Origin of the sequence: Rahnella bruchi (assembly GCF_003614975.1) — a bacterium.
Classification (GTDB): Bacteria; Pseudomonadota; Gammaproteobacteria; order Enterobacterales; family Enterobacteriaceae; genus Rahnella; species Rahnella bruchi.
The window spans coordinates 187,826-203,374 of record NZ_QZWI01000001.1; the positions used below are offsets into that span (position 1 = coordinate 187,826).

Here is a 15,549-nt window from a genome sequence, read left to right on the forward strand (position 1 = left end):
TGATCAAGGCTGGCAGGATTAACCCAACAGCCGGTGAATACGTTGCAGTCCTGCGACCAGTCGGTCGACTTCTTCACGGGTATTGTACATCGCAAGCGACGCGCGGCACATAGCCGGTACACCGTAGAAGGACATTAACGGCATCGCACAGTGATGACCGGTGCGAATTGCAATACCGTATTGATCAAGGAAACTGCCGACATCATAGGCATGGTGTTTACCCAGATTGAACGCAATCACCCCTGCACGCGTCGCCGGGCCGTAGATTTGAATATCCGGCACCTGCTCCATCGCTTTCAGCGCGTAGTCCATCAGTTCCTGTTCATAACCGTGGATATTCTCCAGGCCCAGTTCAGTCACATATTCGATGGCAGCGCCCAGCCCCATGATACCGCCGGTGTTCGGGGTACCCGCTTCAAAGCGCCACGGGGCTGCTGCAAAAGTGGTGCCTTCTGTCAGGCTGACATGCTTGATCATCGAGCCGCCGCCTTCCCAGGGTGGCATCTGATCAAGTAACGCTTTTCGACCATACAGAATCCCGATACCGGTCGGCCCGTACAGTTTATGCCCGGACCACACGTAGAAATCACAACCCAGCGCCTGAACGTCTACCGCGTGATGCATAACTGCCTGCGCGCCATCCACCAATACGGTCAGCCCGGCGGCTTTCGCCTGAGGAATGATTTTTTCGAGTGGGTTAACGGTGCCCAGCACATTGGAAACATGTGCCAGCGTCAGCAATTTAGTGCGCGACGTGATGAGGGATTCGAGCTGCGATAAATCAAGCTCGCCTTGCGGCGTCAGATGCCAGACGTCGATATGCAAATCGCGTTCTTTCGCCAGCATCTGCCAGGGCACGATGTTTGCGTGATGTTCCATTTCGGTCAGAATAATGTGGTCGCCGGGCTGCAAAAATTCTCGCCCCCAGGTATTAGCGACCAGGTTAATGGCTTCCGTGGAACCTTTCACGAAGACAATTTCTTCTGCCGACGCAGCATTCATGAATTGTGCGGCCTGCGTGCGGACGTTTTCCATCTGCTCGGTCGCTTCTGCGCTCATGGTGTGAATGCCGCGGTGAACCGCAGCATAACCTTGCTCGAAGAAAGACATTTCACGTTGAATGACCTGACGCGGTTTCTGTGCGCTGGCCGCGCTGTCAAGGTAGGCCAGCGGCTGGCCGTTAACTTCACGGCTCAGTACAGGGAAATCGCTACGTACTTTTTCCAGTGGAAAACTCATTACTTACCTCGATTTAGCCGGCCTGCAATACGGGCAATCACGACTTCACGCAGGGTTTCATTCTCAATGGCTTCCGTCAGTTCAGCGGCAAAAGCAAAGATGATCATTTGCTGAGCATCCTGCCCGCTGATCCCACGGGTACGCAGATAGAAAAGCTGTTCGTCGTCGATACGACCCACAGTAGCACCGTGGCTGCACTTCACGTCATCGGCATAAATTTCCAGCTGCGGTTTGGTATCAACCTCTGTGTGTTTGCCCAGCAACAAGTTGTTGTTGGTCATTTTGCCGTCGGTTTTCAGTGCGTGCTGAGCCACTTTGATCATGCCGTTGAAAATCGCTTTAGCACGATCGTTCACGATCACTTTATGCAACTGATTGCTGTTGCAATAACCTTTGTTGTGTTCCAGGTAAGTACGGGTATCAGCAATCTCAGAATCAACCGGCAGAACCAGGCTGTTAATGTTCAGATTGCTGTTTTCGCCGTTCAACTGCGCACTGGTGTTGTTGCGGGTCAGGCCCGCACCCAGCAGGAAGCTGTGGCTGGAAACACGCGCATCACGACCAATAACCAGATCGTTGTGCGAGAAGTGGAAACTTGACTGGCTTTCAAAGGCCAGTTTGTAATGCGTGAAATCGGCATTATCACCCACGTTCACCGTCATGCGTGCGCCGGTGAAATGGCCGTGATCGTTCAGGCTGAGATAATGTTCGATAACTTCTGCATTCGCACCGCCTTCAATCGCCAGATGATAGCGATGATGTACGGTATTCATTTCGCGTGACTGGTCACGACCGCTGTTCAGATGTAGCAGATACAACGGTTTTTCCGCCTGCTTGCCCGCTGGCAAACGGACAGAAAGAGAATCTTGCGCCAGGCTTTCTGTCAGGTGTAAAAACACTTCTGACTGAATTGGGTCGGGCAACGTTTGCTGCGCCGCCGGGCTCAGTTTATCAATTTCAAAAGCACCGGTGTCTGAATCACTGAGATCCGCATCGAAACGACCATCAACGAACACCAGACGGTAACCATCGACTGGCAGCGCCAGCGATTTAACCTGATCAACAGTCAGCGCCTGTTGCTGCGGAGCAAAGAACTGATTACCCAGTAATGAAGACACCGGGGTGTATTTCCAGTCTTCCAGTTTTGCGTGCGGGAAACCCAGACGCAGCACCTGTTGCCAGTGTGCATGAGCGTGAGTGGATTGTTCACCGCCACGGCTTTCAAAAAGACGGTAAAGCTGCTGCATGGCGTGCGAACTGCCCGCCGCAGGTGCATTACTCTTCGTCGGTAAGCCAGCCATAACCCTGCTCCTCTAACTGTTTAACCAAGGTGAAATCGCCGGATTTAACAATGCGGCCCTGATACAGAACATGCACGTAGTCAGGCTTGATGTAGTCGAGGATACGTTGGTAGTGGGTCACGATAACGAATGAACGTTTGCCGTCACGCAGAGCATTAACACCGTTGGAAACAATTTTCAGCGCATCGATGTCCAGACCGGAGTCGGTTTCATCAAGGATGCACAGGCTTGGCTCAAGGGCTGCCATCTGCAAGATATCGTTACGTTTTTTTTCACCGCCGGAGAAACCAACGTTCACTGAACGGGTCAGCAAATCGGCTGGCATTTTCAGCATTTCGATTTTTTCTTCGATGAAATCAGCGAAGTCAAAACGGTCCATGGGTTCCTGCCCGCGGTATTTACGTACCGCATTCACTGCAGTTTGCAGGAAGAAATGGTTAGTCACACCGGGAATTTCCACCGGGTACTGGAAAGCCATAAAGACGCCTTCACCTGCGCGATCTTCAGGAGCGAGTTCCAGCAAATCTTTACCGTTGAACATGACGGAGCCATCGGTGACTTCGTAATCTTCACGGCCAGCCAGTGTCGCGGAGAGCGTACTTTTGCCTGAGCCGTTCGGGCCCATGATGGCGTGTACTTCACCCGGTTTGATCTCCAGATCAAGGCCTTTCAGAATTTCCTTTTCTTCGACACGGACCTTCAAATTCTTAATGCTTAACATACGTATCCTTGAGTTTGCGCCTGCGCGCTCATAATTCTGTTTATGCTTTGCTGAACTAAAACCTGCCCGGCACAGACGTCACACCACGCTATGTCGGGAGGTAAAACGTCGACGAATTAACCGACGCTATGTTCAAGACTGATGGCCAGCAGTTTCTGTGCTTCGACAGCGAACTCCAGCGGCAGCTCGGAAAAGACATCTTTACAGAAACCATTAACAATCATGGAAATAGCATCATCTTCGCTGATACCACGTTGCAGACAATAGAACAGCTGGTCATCGCCGATTTTTGACGTTGTGGCTTCATGTTCCAGCTGCGCAGTATTGTTACGCACTTCAACATACGGGAAGGTATGCGCTGCGCTGTCTGCGCCAATCAGCATCGAGTCACACTGCGTAAAGTTACGCGCGTTTTCTGCACTTGGCAGGATCTTCACCAGGCCGCGATAACTGTTCTGGCTGTGACCCGCAGAGATGCCTTTGGAGATAATGGTCGACTTGGTGTTCTTACCAATGTGGATCATTTTGGTGCCGGTATCCGCCTGCTGTTTACCGCTGGTCAGTGCAACCGAGAAAAACTCACCAATAGAGTTATCGCCTTTGAGGATAACGCTTGGGTATTTCCAGGTGATCGCTGAGCCGGTTTCAGACTGCGTCCAGGACATTTTCGAACCTGCGCCTTCGCACAATGCACGTTTGGTCACAAAGTTCAGAATACCGCCACTGCTGTCTTTGCTGCCTGAGAACCAGTTCTGCACGGTGGAGTATTTCACTTCCGCGTCTTTATGCAGGATCACTTCAACCACCGCTGCGTGCAGCTGGTAGGTATCACGAACGGGTGCAGAACAGCCTTCGATATAGCTGACATAACTGCCTTCGTCGGCAATCAGGATCGTACGTTCAAACTGACCCGTTTTCGCTGCGTTGATACGAAAATAAGTCGACAGCTCCATCGGGCAACGCACGCCTTTTGGCACATAGACGAAGGTCCCATCAGAAGCAACGGCAGCATTCAGCGCAGCGAAGAAGTTATCCTGAGCGGGAACGACAGTACCGAGGTATTTGCGCACCAGATCAGGATATTCGTGAATGGCTTCGCCGAATGAGCAGAAAATAACGCCAGATTCCGCCAGCTTTTCACGGTAGGTGGTTGACACTGAAACGGAGTCGAAGATTGCATCGACCGCCACTTCTTTGCCTTCACGAACAGGAACACCTAACTGCTCAAAGGCTTTTTCCACTTCACTGGTCAGATAGTTTTTACCGTCGAGTGCAGGAATGCTGTGAGAATCGGCCGGAGGTTGCTGCGTGGCGCCAGGCTGAGAACCGCAGGTATCATCGCAGCTGCCACAAGATGGCGCGGAGTAATAACTGTAATCCTGGTAATCAAGAGGCGTGTAATACGCTTTGAGCCAGTGCGGTTCTTCCATTTTCAACCAGGCATGATAAGCCTGCAGACGGAACTCCAGCATCCACTCAGGCTCATTACGCTTCGCGGAAATGGCACGCACCACATCTTCATTGATGCCTGATGCTAATTCATCGGTTGCCAGCTGGGTGAAGAACCCTTCTTTATAGTTCGTCCCCTCGCCGACCCAAGACTGCACATCATCTGGAATTTCTACGTTGCTTCGTGACATGTTGGTTACATCGCTTTGTTTACAATAATCTTAGAGACTGAAAGCTGTTTTCTTACAGGCCGAAACTTTCGCCACACCCGCAGGCATGCTGAGCTTTAGGATTATTGAATTTAAATATCTGATTCAGTCCTTCGCGGACAAAATCCACCTCGGTTCCGTCGATGAAAGGCATGGCCTTCAGCGGAACAAACAGCAAAGCGCCGTCATGTTCAAACACCAGGTCATCGCTGGCCGGTTGTTTGGTTAAATCCAGAACGTAGCCAAAGCCGGCACAGCCCGATTGTTTCACCGAGAGCTGGAGACCTTTGACGTCAGAGTCCTGCGCCATCAGAGTGTTAATCTGTTTCGCCGCAGAATCAGTCAGGCTCACACCTTGCCATACGTTGTCGTCTAAAGAGAAAGAGCCGACAGTTTCAGTTTGCATCTGTCTTACCTCATAAAATTACGGTCATAGACAAGACCTATTGTCTCTATTCTAGTGATAACAGGTACCACTTCAACCTCTTGTTTTAAGAGGGTATAGCGATTGCCCATGAGGAAAGTCACTCAACGTGCATCGGGTTAACACCTGGTCGCTGGCGGGTCTTGAACACCGCAACCATCAACTGATTGAATAAATTGTCAATTTTTTGTTAAAAATTAAAATTAACCTTACAAAAAGTGCGGACTAATAGCTTTCATTGTGTCTATTATAAAACATTCATCGGAAATGCCTATTTATGAATTCGCCACAACCGAAAAAATTAAAGCTCTTTTTGCTTATCGGCTTTCACACAACAAAATGAAAAAAAACCGATGAAAACGTTGATCCGGCCATTTTTTGCCAATATGATGTTCATTCTTTGATAATGATTATCATTCAGATAACCCGGAATACTGAGAATGGCTCAATCGGTAAATGCGTGGTTGCAAGGCAAGATCGACGAATATAAATCGAATGTCCGCGATGCTACTGTGGATTTCTACATGGCAGATGCTGCCTTACGACGCCCTGATGCACATTTGTGCCAGCTCAAACGCTTCAACAATATTTGCCTGGAAATGGCTAATCTTTGCCTGCAAAACGGGGATGACCACAGCTATCTTCATGCGCTTTGCAAATTACACAACCGCCTGATCCTTGAAATCAACAGTGTTGTCCGCTGTGAGCTTTTTCGTGTTCAGAGTTATCATTTTGCGCGGCATACGTTAAAACTCATTTGTCAGTATTATGCCATGATGGGCATCTGGGAAAAAGCAACGGCCTTCCAAACTGACTTCGCAAAACGCGTCCCTTTCCAGCTTTGATTAAATATCAATGCCTTATAAAACTCCTTAAGCCAAATAAAAAGGCGGACACCCGATTGAAGTATCCGCCCTCCTCTGTCACTCGACTCCGTGAAACTGATTAGCGCCTGTATCAGTGATCAATCACCATCGTCGTTAACCTTGAAACACAGCACAGATTTTCTTTCTCATCAAAAATTTCAATTTGCCAGACCTGACTGCGACGGCCGGTACGCAATGCACGACATACGCCGCGAACATGTCCCTGCCGCGCTGAGTGCATATGGCTGGCATTAATCTCCACGCCGACGACCGTCTGACTGCCCTCGCAACATAAGTAGCCAGCCATCGACCCCATCGTTTCAGCCAAAACCACCGACGCCCCACCATGCAGCAGACCAAAAGGTTGTGTCGTACGGTTGTCTACCGGCATAGTGGCTTCGAGAAAGTCCTCACCCAGGCGGGTAAACTCTATTCCCACATGCCCGACCATACATCCCTGACTGCGCTGATTCAGGGCATCCAGCGTGGTACTGCGTTTCCAGAGTGGCATAGCGCTTCCTTATGTTTAGGGAATGATTTCCAGTAAGGCCTGTAACGGATGGCGAACACCGTTGCCTTCAATGCGTTTTACCTGACTGCGACAAGAATAGCCGGTTGCAAGACAGCGCTGGCGCGGTAATCGCTGCAAAGACGTGTGCCAGGAGAGCTCGTAAATCCCCAAGGAGTTCTCGAGATTTTTGGTTTCATGACCGTACGTCCCGGCCATTCCACAGCAGCCCACACTGACGCTTTCCAGCTTCGCGCCATAACGGGCAAAAATATCACCCCATTGTTTGCCGCTGTTTGGCAACGCCGTACTTTCTGTGCAATGGCCAAACAGATACCAGGATTCGCCACTTTGCTGCTGAGCCGGACGCTCTGCCAGCCACACATCAAGCCATTCATGTACCAACTGCACCTGGAATGAGCCACGCGATTCACCCAGGATTTCTTTATATTCGTCGCGATAACACAGCACCAGCGCAGGATCGACGCCCACCATCGGCATCCCTAATTGCGAAACCCGGTTGAGGAACAGTGACGTTTTCTTTGCTGTTTTCGCAAAGCGGGTCAGGAAGCCTTTAATGTGCTGCGCTTTACCGTTCGGAGAGAATGGCAACAAAACTGGTTTAAGGCCGAGCTTTTCAATCAGCCGGACAAAATCCGCTACTACCTGCGCGTCATAGAAACTGGTAAACGGATCCTGAACTACCAGCACATATTCACCACGCTGCGCGGGAGGAATCGCTTCCAGTTGCTCAAGCGTCATTGTACTGGCGCGATGCCCAAGCAGTTGTTCGCGCAGTGTCGGAGAAGAGAGCAATGGCAGATCTACCATACCAATACTTTTCCGGCTCATTTCACGCACCCAGGGCTGTTTGAGGAAGAAATTAAACAACTTTGGCGCTTTCGCCATCAGCGGTGCATAGCTTTCCACGCTGGCCACGAAATGATCACGGGCAGGACGCAGGTAACGTGTGTGATAAAGCTGCAGGAAACGCGATCGGAATCCGGGAACATCAATTTTAATCGGGCACTGTGTGGAACAGGCTTTGCAGGCCAGACAACCGGACATCGCCTCTTTCACTTCATGCGAAAAATCATACTCGCCTTTACTGGCGTGCCATGTGTTGCGAGTGCGGTCAATCAGGGTACGGAAACTGAGGCCTTTTTCAGGCAAGGCATTTTCCAGCGCCAGCGGATCAACACCCTGTTCTGACAGCAGGCGCAACCATTCACGTACCAGACCCGCACGACCTTTTGGCGAATGAATGCGGCTGCCGGTGATTTTCATCGACGGGCACATCGGGCTTTTCACATCGAAATTAAAACATAAACCGTTACCGTTACATTCCATCGCACCGCGGAATGACTGGCGAACTTCCAGCGGGATACGACGATCCAGTGTGCCGCGCTTTACCGCGTCTACTTTCATCATCGGTTCGTCGCAATCCAGCGGCGCACAAATTTTACCTGGGTTGAGACGGTTATCCGGGTCGAACACGGTCTTGATCCGGCGTAACTCATGGAACAGGTCTTCCCCAAAGAATGCCGGGCTGTATTCGGCACGGAAACCTTTCCCATGTTCGCCCCACAGCAAACCACCATATTTTGCCGTCAGCGCCACCACTTCATCGGAAATTTGTTTGAGCAACATTTCCTGTTGTGGGTCACACATATCCAGTGCTGGACGAACATGTAATACACCAGCATCGACGTGCCCAAACATGCCATAACTCAAATTATGACTGTCGAGCAACGCCCGGAATTCAACGATGTAGTCTGCAAGATGCTGAGGCGGCACGCAGGTGTCTTCGGCAAAGGGCAGCGGTTTAGCCTGACCTTTCGCATTACCCAGCAACCCGACGGCTTTTTTACGCATGTTATAGATGCGCTCAATACCCTGCAGGTCGGCACAAATCTGATAACCAATCACCCCGCCTTCTTTGTCGCTCATCAGGCCGTCAAGACGCTCGCACAAGTCGCTGACCTGGCTTTCAATAAGGTCCGCATCGTCACCCGCGAATTCGACAATGTTCAGTCCTTGCATGTCCTTGCCTTCAACATCCTTGATGTAATCACGCACGCTGTGCCAGACAATATCCTCGCGCGCCAGATTTAGCACTTTTGAGTCCACGGTTTCTACTGAAAGGGCTTTCGCTTCCACCATAAAAGGAGCGTTGCGCAGTGCCGAGTTGAAAGAGTCATACTTGATGTTGACCAGACGACGCACTTTTGGGATAGGCGTGATGTTCAGCCGGGCTTCGGTGATAAAGGCCAGCGAACCTTCTGAACCCGTCAGGATACGGGTCAGATTGAAAGTTTGCAGGTCATCACTCAACACATGCCGCAAATCATATCCGGTCAGGAAACGGTTTAGTTTCGGGAATTTCTCAATCACCAGCGCCCGGTTATCACGGCAACTGTCGAGAACCGTGCGGTAAATCCGCCCGATAACTGAATCTTCTTCACCGAGTTTATCGGCAAGCTCGGTAGGAATGGCAGTGGTATCAAGCATGTCGCCGCCAAGCACGATAGCGCGGACGCCCAGTACATGATCTGAGGTTTTGCCGTACACCAGCGACCCCTGCCCGGAGGCATCGGTATTAATCATTCCGCCAAGCGTGGCGCGGTTACTGGTTGAGAGTTCTGGCGAGAAGAAATAGCCAAATGGTCGCAGATAATCATTAAGTTGATCTTTTATCACACCAGATTCAACTTTGACCCAACCCTGCTCGGTATTAATATCCAAAATGCGGTTCATATGACGAGACATATCAACCACAATTCCACGGTTAAGCGACTGACCATTGGTACCGGTACCGCCACCGCGCGGAGTGAATACCAGCGCTTTAAAACGTTCCTGCCCTGCAAGGCGGGCAATCAGTGCAACATCTGATGTGGCGATCGGGAATAAGACGGCATCTGGCAACAGCTGATAGACACTGTTGTCCGTCGCCATCGTCAGCCGGTCTGCGTAAGTCGTTGTGACATCACCCGTAAAACCGTTCTTTTTTAACGCTTCCAAAAAATCGAGCACCAGCTGGATGACACCCGGCGCCTGAGAAATCTGTGGGATCATTGAATTATGACTCTGTCTTTGTTGTATGCCTGGCGGGCCCGAGGCGACCTGCCGGATCTGCCTTGCAGATCCACCTGTTAATTACCCAGAATAAAAACTAACATACTTCGTTTTTCCGCGCTCAGTCTGGTTGCCCTTTGTTGCATTACTTTCATAATGAATCGCAAAAAGCACGTATCAACAAACCGCGTTGCAACTAATCTTGCGGCGAGCTATCCAAAAGCAGCCGGATGTTCCATGCTTAATTCAGATTGCATGGATTTTGAACACTCTGGATTTTGAAGACTATGAATTTTGAATACTCAGGATTTTGAAAGTCCCGGGTTTGAAATACAAGGTATGGAGGCACAGGGTTCGTGCCTTAATTCGTTTACCACATTGAGAAACATGAATGAATCTCCCAATTAAACGTTACGATTTACCCCAGATTATGTTTGGGGTGCTGTTTATTGCACTGATGACCATCGCCAGTATCTGGATCGTTCAGCCCTTTATCCTTGGGTTTGTCTGGGCAGGCATGGTGGTTATCGCGACATGGCCGCTGATGATAAAGCTGCAACGCATTCTTTGGGGACGCCGGTTTCTTGCCGTCATCATCATGACTTTGCTGCTGATCCTATTGTTCGTTTTACCTATTGCGATGCTGGTGAGCAGCGCTATTGAAAATGGTGCGCCACTGGTTGAAATTGCCAGCCACCCTTCCTCTTTGCATATGCCTGATTTCCACTGGCTCAACTCCATTCCGCTGGTGGGTCATAAGCTTTATACCGGCTGGCACGCGCTGATTAATGGCGGTGGTAATGCGCTGATGAGTAAAGTTCAGCCCTATGTAGGACAAACAGCTGCGTGGTTTGTTACCCAGGCAGGCCATCTGGGTCGGTTTATTGTCCATTGTTCGCTGATGCTGTTATTCAGCGCCTTACTGTACAGCCGTGGTGAACAGGTTGCTCTGGGGATCCGCCACTTCGCCATTCGTCTGGCCGCAGAACGCGGTGACGCCGCCGTTATTCTCGCCGGGCAAGCTATCCGTGCTGTAGCTTTAGGCGTGGTCGTAACAGCCATTGTGCAGTCAATTCTTGGTGGTATCGGACTGGCGATTGCGGGCATCCCTTATGCCACGGTCCTCACCGTAATAATGTTCGTTTGCTGCGTCGCACAAATAGGCCCGTTACTGATACTGATCCCGGCAATTATCTGGCTCTACTGGTCTGGCGACAATACCTGGGGCACCGTGCTTCTGGTCTGGAGCTGCGTGGTCGGGTCACTTGATAACGTACTGCGTCCGGTTCTGATCCGCATGGGTGCGGATTTGCCTATGCTGCTGATTTTGTCTGGTGTTATTGGCGGGTTGTTCGCCTTCGGTATGATCGGGTTGTTCATCGGGCCGGTCGTACTGGCCGTATCCTATCGCCTGATTTCTCTCTGGGTACATGAAGCTCCAGAGCCGGAGATGGATCCTGAAGAAGCTCTGAAAGCACTGGATGAATAATATCGTCATTAAGTAACACGCCGACGGCGCTGCACATGAAATTGAATGTGGCAGCGCCGTTTTTTATTCCCTTCTCATATCTCCTCATTTTTCAGCAGCTGGCCTGCCCTCAATAACTGCCCTCCTTAATTAGTATGAGAATAAACCCTATTAGGAGAATTCTTACAGACTAAATACCTGGAGAAACTTAGTATTATTAACAGTTCGGATTTCAACCCACTGATATATATACAGGCTTTCCCCTGAGCCGGTATACCCCAAATTGCTGTGTGTAGTCTTTGCCTGTCTCCTATGACGGGCTTTTTTTTTTATTTATTGTCCTGGGTTTTTTAATTATTGCCGGTACAAGTACCCGACAAAAACCTCCGTTTTTTTCTTAACCCTCTCCGGTATAATTATTCGCCTCCGATTTTTGCCAAAATAAAAGGCCATCACCCGCGAGTGACAGCCTTTACTTTAATGCGTTAGGAATAACTTTAGGAATCGGCTTACTTTTCCGCTAATGCCAGCCAGGTTTGGACAACCGTATCCGGATTCAGCGACAGACTGTCGATTCCCTCATCCATCAGCCATTGCGCAAAGTCCTGATGATCAGAAGGCCCCTGCCCGCAAATACCGACATATTTCCCCTGTTTTTTCGCTGCTCTGATTGCCATTGAAAGGAGTGCCTTGACGGCTTCATTTCTCTCGTCAAAGAGTTCTGAAACCACTCCAGAATCGCGATCCAACCCCAGAGCAAGCTGAGTCATATCATTCGAACCAATCGAGAAACCATCAAAGTGTTCGAGGAACTGATCCGCCAGTAAAGCATTGGACGGTATTTCACACATCATGATGACTTTAAGCCCGTTTTCGCCGCGCTTAAGTCCCTGATTAGCCAGTTCAGCTACGACGGCTTCAGCCTGAGCCACGGTACGCACAAACGGTATCATTACTTCAACGTTAGTGAGATCCATATCATTTCGCACGCGCTTCATTGCTTCGCACTCCAGTGCAAAACAATCACGGAAGCTATCTGAGACATACCGACCAGCACCACGAAAGCCGAGCATCGGGTTTTCTTCATGCGGTTCATACTTCTCGCCGCCGACCAGATTGGCATATTCGTTTGATTTGAAATCAGACAAACGCACGATGACGCGTTTTGGCCAGAATGCCGCACCTAGTGTCGCAATCCCTTCTGTCAGACGCGCGACATAGTATTCACGCGGACTGTCGTAGCCCTGAATCAGCTTGCTGATTTCTTCCTGAAGTTCAGGCGATTGCTGATCAAACTCCAGCAAGGCTTTAGGATGGACGCCAATCATACGGTTGATGATAAATTCCAGACGCGCCAGCCCGACACCTTCATTCGGCAGACAGGCAAAATCAAAGGCACGGTCGGGATTGCCGATATTCATCATTATTTTCAGCGGTAATTCTGGCAGCTCATCGATTTCAGAACTTTGTACGGTGAAATCCAGCTCATCCTGATACACATACCCGGTATCGCCTTCTGAACAGGAAACCGTGACTTTCTGATTTTCAGTGAGTTTCTCCGTAGCATCTCCGCAACCGACAACAGCAGGAATGCCCAGTTCGCGGGCGATAATCGCGGCGTGGCAGGTGCGGCCTCCGCGGTTAGTGACGATGGCCGAGGCCTTTTTCATGATCGGCTCCCAATCGGGATCCGTCATATCTGTCACGAGAACATCACCTGCTTTAACGTGATGCATTTCGCTGATGTCGTGGATGATCTTAACGGGTCCAGCACCGATGCGATGACCAATTGCACGCCCTTCTACCAGCACTTTGCTACTGCCATTGAGCTGGTAACGTTCCATCACCTGACCGTTTGAACGCACGGTCTCAGGACGCGCCTGCACAATATAAAGTTTGCCGTTATGACCATCTTTAGCCCATTCGATATCCATCGGACGGCCATAATGTTTTTCGATTAACAAAGCCTGACGCGCCAGCGCCTGCACTTCATCGTCGGTCAGGGAGAATCGGGTGCTCAGCTCTGAAGGCACATCTTCAATCTGAACTTGCTTACCGTGTTCCTGGCTGGGTGCATAAACCATGCGGATTTTCTTTGAGCCCATGGTGCGACGAACAATCGAAGGTTTTTTCTTCTCAAGCGTCGGCTTATGCACATAGAACTCGTCGGGGTTCACTGCCCCCTGCACCACCATTTCACCCAGGCCGTATGCAGAAGTGATAAAGACCACCTGATCGAAACCCGATTCAGTATCAATGGTAAACATCACGCCAGCTGCGGCGAGGTCAGAGCGCACCATACGCTGAACACCGGCAGATAATGCCACCCCACGGTGGTCGTAGCCCTGGTGCACACGATAAGAAATCGCACGGTCGTTAAAGAGGGAGGCATAAACATGTTTCACAGCCGTCATTACTGAGTCAAATCCCTGAACGTTCAGGAAGGTTTCCTGCTGCCCGGCGAAAGACGCATCGGGCATATCTTCGGCTGTGGCCGATGAACGTACAGCGAAAGAGGCATCCGGCTCGCCTTCAGAAAGCTGCTGATAAGCCTCGCGAATAGCCTGCTCAAGTTCTGGCTGGAATGGCGTATCAATGATCCACTGACGAATTTGCGTGCCCGCTTTGGTCAGTTGTGCGATGTCGTCCACATCCGTTTGATCCAGCAGTTCATGGATACGGTGGTTTACGCCGCTCTGATCGAGAAAATCATTAAATGCCTGAGACGTCGTTGCAAAACCATTTGGAACGGAAACACCCAGGTCAGACAAATTAGTGATCATTTCTCCGAGGGATGCGTTCTTGCCCCCGACTTTATCAACGTCGTTCATACCCAGTTGGTTGTACCAGATAACATTGCGTAAATCGGGATCGGGATGAGCCATGAAACAATCCTTTCTTATTTATTTACAGTAATAGTCAACAGGAGTGTAAAACCGGTTATTCCACCGCTGCCTGCAACACTTTTTGTGTCATTAAACAACGCTTTCATTTTGAGACTAGCATAATGATCCATAAGAGATGGACAGGTGAATCGATCCAGCAAATCAAACTATTTTTGTTTAGGAAAATTCCAGACGCCGGATTTTTGTTACTGACGGGAAATGAGTATTATTCCTTATGAATCATGAAGAAGTTATCTCACCCCCCGATCAATGATTCATGCTAACAGAGCTGCTGAAGCCGTGCTGAAGCAAATCAGAAACCTGCGATGAATCGCGAGAAATTTAAAATGCCATTTCATTTATTACAGCGATTTTGCGCACTATCTCGCAGCAATGACGATAAGTTGTGGTTGCCAGGAAATTACCCTTTTTATTTCCTTCAATTCTGGTTATTACTTAATAAGCCGCGAGACATCGGCACGAATAAATAAAATGAAGTGATTTAATTCAGGAGTCGTTTGTGGACAGATGCGTGTTTTACATTTCCGATGGTACGGCTATCACGGCAGAGGTTTTGGGCCATGCGGTGCTTTCTCAATTTCCGGTCAACGCGACTACTTACTCGTTACCTTTTGTGGAAAGTGAGGACCGTGCGAGAACTGTCTGCAAGCAGATTAACGAAATCTTTGAAAAAACAGGTGCCCGTCCGCTGGTGTTTTACTCGATTATTTCCCCCAACATCCGCGACATCATTAAGGCCAGCGAAGGTTTTTGCCAGGATATTGTTCAGTCACTGGTGGCACCTCTGCAAAATGAGCTGGGTGTCGATCCCACTCCCATTGCTAACCGGACACACGGTCTGACGGCCAGCAACATCACCAAATATGATGCACGTATTGCCGCCATTGATTACACGCTAGCGCACGACGATGGTATTTCCCTGCGTAATCTTGATCAGGCGCAAGTGATTTTACTGGGCGTCTCGCGCTGCGGTAAAACCCCCACCAGCCTCTATCTGGCGCTTCAGTTCGGTATCCGCGCCGCTAACTACCCTTTTACTGCTGACGATATGGATAACATCCAGCTGCCAGCGGCACTGAAACCGCATATGCATAAACTGTTCGGTCTGACGATTGATCCGGAACGTCTGACAGCCATCCGTCAGGAGCGCGTAGAAAACAGCCGATATGCGTCTTTGCGCCAGTGCAGGATGGAAGTTTCGGAAGTGGAAGCGCTATTTCGCAAGAACAAAATCCGCTATCTCAACAGTACGAATTATTCCGTTGAAGAGATATCAGCGAAGATTATGGACAGCTTCGGCATGAGTCGCCGTATGTTCTGAATCCTTTTACTGATTTGGGTGGCATATCCTGCGGACAGTGGTTGAATTCATCTGTTTTTGGG

11 protein-coding genes and 1 other RNA gene are annotated in these 15,549 nt (G+C 49.9%); 4 read left to right on the forward strand and 8 right to left on the reverse strand.

Going from position 1 to position 15,549, the window contains the following annotated elements; translation table 11 throughout:
- Window positions 1-18 precede the first annotated feature (18 nt).
- The 5 genes from sufS to sufA form a co-directional block, all read right to left on the reverse strand.
- On the reverse strand, window positions 19-1,239 hold the full coding sequence (gene sufS / locus D5398_RS00885; RefSeq protein ID WP_120505950.1) for a cysteine desulfurase SufS: 1,221 nt from the start codon (window positions 1,237-1,239) through the stop codon (window positions 19-21).
- On the reverse strand, window positions 1,239-2,540 hold the full coding sequence (gene sufD / locus D5398_RS00890) for a Fe-S cluster assembly protein SufD (RefSeq protein ID WP_120505951.1): 1,302 nt from the start codon (window positions 2,538-2,540) through the stop codon (window positions 1,239-1,241). The genes sufS and sufD overlap by 1 nt, the downstream gene beginning before the upstream one ends.
- Window positions 2,515-3,261, reverse strand: a complete 747-nt coding sequence (gene sufC / locus D5398_RS00895) for a Fe-S cluster assembly ATPase SufC (protein WP_120131973.1) — start codon at window positions 3,259-3,261, stop codon at window positions 2,515-2,517. Before sufC ends, sufD begins: the two co-directional genes overlap by 26 nt.
- Before the next feature lie 116 nt (window positions 3,262-3,377).
- Entirely contained in the window at window positions 3,378-4,901 is a 1,524-nt protein-coding gene (gene sufB / locus D5398_RS00900) for a Fe-S cluster assembly protein SufB (RefSeq protein WP_120131974.1), read from the reverse strand.
- 52 nt (window positions 4,902-4,953) lie between these two features.
- On the reverse strand, window positions 4,954-5,325 hold the full coding sequence (sufA, locus tag D5398_RS00905) for a Fe-S cluster assembly scaffold SufA (protein WP_120131975.1): 372 nt from the start codon (window positions 5,323-5,325) through the stop codon (window positions 4,954-4,956).
- 458 nt (window positions 5,326-5,783) lie between these two features.
- Between sufA and D5398_RS00910 the strand changes: the two genes are divergently transcribed.
- Window positions 5,784-6,188, forward strand: a complete 405-nt coding sequence (locus tag D5398_RS00910) for a hypothetical protein (protein ID WP_112287950.1) — start codon at window positions 5,784-5,786, stop codon at window positions 6,186-6,188.
- 112 nt (window positions 6,189-6,300) lie between these two features.
- Here D5398_RS00910 and D5398_RS00915 read toward each other — a convergent pair whose 3' ends face one another.
- Entirely contained in the window at window positions 6,301-6,720 is a 420-nt protein-coding gene (locus D5398_RS00915; protein WP_120505952.1) for a hotdog fold thioesterase, read from the reverse strand.
- Window positions 6,721-6,735: 15 nt separating this feature from the next.
- The gene (ydiJ, locus tag D5398_RS00920; protein WP_120505953.1) at window positions 6,736-9,792 is read right to left on the reverse strand and encodes a D-2-hydroxyglutarate dehydrogenase YdiJ; all 3,057 of its coding nucleotides are present in this window, start codon (window positions 9,790-9,792) and stop codon (window positions 6,736-6,738) included.
- Window positions 9,793-10,183: 391 nt separating this feature from the next.
- On the opposite strand from ydiJ, the gene ydiK reads away from it, so the two are divergent.
- Entirely contained in the window at window positions 10,184-11,281 is a 1,098-nt protein-coding gene (gene ydiK, locus D5398_RS00925; protein ID WP_120505954.1) for an AI-2E family transporter YdiK, read from the forward strand.
- 199 nt (window positions 11,282-11,480) lie between these two features.
- An RNA gene (rprA, locus tag D5398_RS00930) (antisense sRNA RprA) lies at window positions 11,481-11,591 on the forward strand.
- A 178-nt stretch (window positions 11,592-11,769) separates the two neighbouring features.
- On the opposite strand, the gene ppsA is transcribed toward rprA, so the two are convergent.
- On the reverse strand, window positions 11,770-14,145 hold the full coding sequence (gene ppsA, locus D5398_RS00935) for a phosphoenolpyruvate synthase (protein WP_120505955.1): 2,376 nt from the start codon (window positions 14,143-14,145) through the stop codon (window positions 11,770-11,772).
- 520 nt (window positions 14,146-14,665) lie between these two features.
- Here ppsA and ppsR point away from each other — a divergent pair.
- Complete coding sequence (gene ppsR / locus D5398_RS00940; protein ID WP_120505956.1) at window positions 14,666-15,487, forward strand: posphoenolpyruvate synthetase regulatory kinase/phosphorylase PpsR; 822 nt, start codon at window positions 14,666-14,668, stop codon at window positions 15,485-15,487.
- Window positions 15,488-15,549: the final 62 nt, after the last annotated feature.

Excerpts from the sequence above, each read along its gene's own strand:
- sufS (WP_120505950.1), bottom strand. The coding sequence starts at position 1,239 with ATGAGTTTTCCACTGGAAAAAGTACGTAGCGATTTCCCTGTACTGAGC.
- sufD (WP_120505951.1), bottom strand. The coding sequence starts at position 2,540 with ATGGCTGGCTTACCGACGAAGAGTAATGCACCTGCGGCGGGCAGTTCG.
- sufC (WP_120131973.1), bottom strand. The coding sequence starts at position 3,261 with ATGTTAAGCATTAAGAATTTGAAGGTCCGTGTCGAAGAAAAGGAAATT.
- sufB (WP_120131974.1), bottom strand. The coding sequence starts at position 4,901 with ATGTCACGAAGCAACGTAGAAATTCCAGATGATGTGCAGTCTTGGGTC.
- sufA (WP_120131975.1), bottom strand. The coding sequence starts at position 5,325 with ATGCAAACTGAAACTGTCGGCTCTTTCTCTTTAGACGACAACGTATGG.
- D5398_RS00910 (WP_112287950.1), top strand. The coding sequence starts at position 5,784 with ATGGCTCAATCGGTAAATGCGTGGTTGCAAGGCAAGATCGACGAATAT.
- D5398_RS00915 (WP_120505952.1), bottom strand. The coding sequence starts at position 6,720 with ATGCCACTCTGGAAACGCAGTACCACGCTGGATGCCCTGAATCAGCGC.
- ydiJ (WP_120505953.1), bottom strand. The coding sequence starts at position 9,792 with ATGATCCCACAGATTTCTCAGGCGCCGGGTGTCATCCAGCTGGTGCTC.
- ydiK (WP_120505954.1), top strand. The coding sequence starts at position 10,184 with ATGAATCTCCCAATTAAACGTTACGATTTACCCCAGATTATGTTTGGG.
- ppsA (WP_120505955.1), bottom strand. The coding sequence starts at position 14,145 with ATGGCTCATCCCGATCCCGATTTACGCAATGTTATCTGGTACAACCAA.